We start from the raw sequence: 1,691 nt of genomic DNA, 5'->3' as shown, positions 1-1,691 counted from the left end.
AACACGCTTGCCCGTGCCATCCGGGTCACGCACCCGAAAATTGAAAGCTGACAAAGCACTAACGTTTGAAGAAGCTTGTCGGATCAAGTTTGATCTCGCAATCGTCGCAGAGGGTCAGCGTCAATTCGGGTGACGCGTTCAGGGTCTGAAATCCGGTCGCAGCGTATCGGTATGCGTCGACGGATTCTGTTTCCGGGTCGAGGATCAAGTAAACGCCGACTCCCGATTCGTGGTAGAGCGTTTTCTTGTGGATTCGGTCTCGATCGGCCGTCGACGGTGAAACGATTTCTGCGACGATCGCCGGTATGGTTTTCACGTGCCCGCCGGGGGGCGGTCCGCAGACGACGACGGCATCGGGACGCACGACGGTGTCGTCAGCAATCACCCAGTCGATCTCGCACAATGCCGTTGCATCACAATTGGCCGAGCGAAGGGCAAGACGTAGTTCCGAGACCAAGTTGACGAGCACCATTTGGTGTTTCCCGAACGGGCTGGGGCTCATTGAGATCGGGATCCCATTCCAAAGTTCCCAATCGCCTTCCCAGTGCTGGTAGTCCGCCACGGTGTAGTGCGGAAGGTACTTGGCTGCGGCGGACATTTCGAAATCCTGGGTGCGGGAGATCCTGGGGCGATTGGGGAGCGGTTCAATTATAGCGATGCCATCTCCGCGGTTCAGGGCTAGTTGTCGTGGTAGAGGATTGCGCGGGTGTCGATTAGGTTAGGGTCGGACGGGGACCGACACGTGAGCACGCGACAAGGAAAAAACGGAATGGACGTTTCGAAAGACATCGTTTGGCACCAGCACAGTGTGGATCGCCAACAGCGCGAGCGTCAGCTCGGGCAGCAGGGCTGTGTGATTTGGTTCACGGGGCTGAGTGGATGTGGCAAGAGCACGATTGCCAACGCGTTGGATGCGATGTTGGTGGCCGAGGGGCGGGCGACGACGTTATTGGATGGCGACAATGTGCGTCACGGGTTGTGTGCTCCCCCGGCGGTCTTGGAGCCCGAGCATGGGTCGGAATTTGCGGAGCGATTCGGTTTAGGGTTTGGCGCGGTCGATCGAGAGGAAAACATTCGGCGGATCGGCAACGTGGCGGCCCTGATGGCGTCGGCGGGGTTGATCACGTTGACGGCGTTCGTCAGCCCCTATCGTCGAGACCGCGACCGGGTGCGAAAGATCGTCGCCCGGGCGGGGCGGGCGAGTGATTTCGTGGAGGTGTTTGTCGATACGCCGTTGGAGGTGTGTGAGACGCGTGATCCGAAGGGTTTGTACAAGAAGGCCCGGGCGGGCGAGATCAAGCATTTCACGGGGATCAGCGATCCCTACGAATCCCCCGCGTCGCCGGAGATTCGCCTGGACGGGGGGGCGGGCAAGAGTGTCGAGGTGTTGGCCGGGGAAGTGAGGCAATGGTTGGTGGGGAAGGGGATTTTTTGAGTTGCTGGTTTCCGGTTGCAGGTTTTTGCGTGTCCAGTCGGGGGCGGTGGGCTTGAGTCAGAAAATCTCAAATCTCAGATCTCAAATCCTGAAACCTGAAACCTGAAACCTGAAACCTGAAACCTGAAACCTGAAACCTGAAACCTGAAACCTGAAACCTGAAACCTGAAACCTGAAACCTGGAACCTGGAACCTGGAACCTGGAACCTGGAACCTGGAACCTGGAACCTGGAACCTGGAACCTGGAACCTGGAAC

The 1,691-nt window shown here is 58.1% G+C and carries 3 protein-coding genes; 1 reads left to right on the top strand and 2 read right to left on the bottom strand.

The features are described from left to right. Positions 1-58 precede the first annotated feature (58 nt). The gene (locus tag NZK35_RS34095; protein WP_259636998.1) at positions 59-598 is read right to left on the bottom strand and encodes a Uma2 family endonuclease; all 540 of its coding nucleotides are present in this window, start codon (positions 596-598) and stop codon (positions 59-61) included. Positions 599-769: 171 nt separating this feature from the next. Here NZK35_RS34095 and cysC point away from each other — a divergent pair, with 171 nt between their 5' ends. Next, on the top strand, positions 770-1,435 hold the full coding sequence (gene cysC, locus NZK35_RS34090) for an adenylyl-sulfate kinase (RefSeq protein WP_259636997.1): 666 nt from the start codon (positions 770-772) through the stop codon (positions 1,433-1,435). A gap of 74 nt (positions 1,436-1,509) precedes the next feature. Here cysC and NZK35_RS34085 read toward each other — a convergent pair. After that, the coding region (locus tag NZK35_RS34085; protein ID WP_259636996.1) for a hypothetical protein at positions 1,510-1,691 on the bottom strand (182 nt) is incomplete at its 5' end.

This window comes from Stieleria sedimenti (assembly GCF_025060895.1).
GTDB classification, from domain to species: Bacteria; Planctomycetota; Planctomycetia; order Pirellulales; family Pirellulaceae; genus Stieleria; species Stieleria sedimenti.
This window is presented reverse-complemented; position numbering and strand designations above follow the sequence as displayed.

Coding starts and splice junctions, on each gene's coding strand:
- cysC (WP_259636997.1), top strand. CDS start 770: ATGGACGTTTCGAAAGACATCGTTTGGCACCAGCACAGTGTGGATCGC.
- NZK35_RS34095 (WP_259636998.1), bottom strand. CDS start 598: ATGTCCGCCGCAGCCAAGTACCTTCCGCACTACACCGTGGCGGACTAC.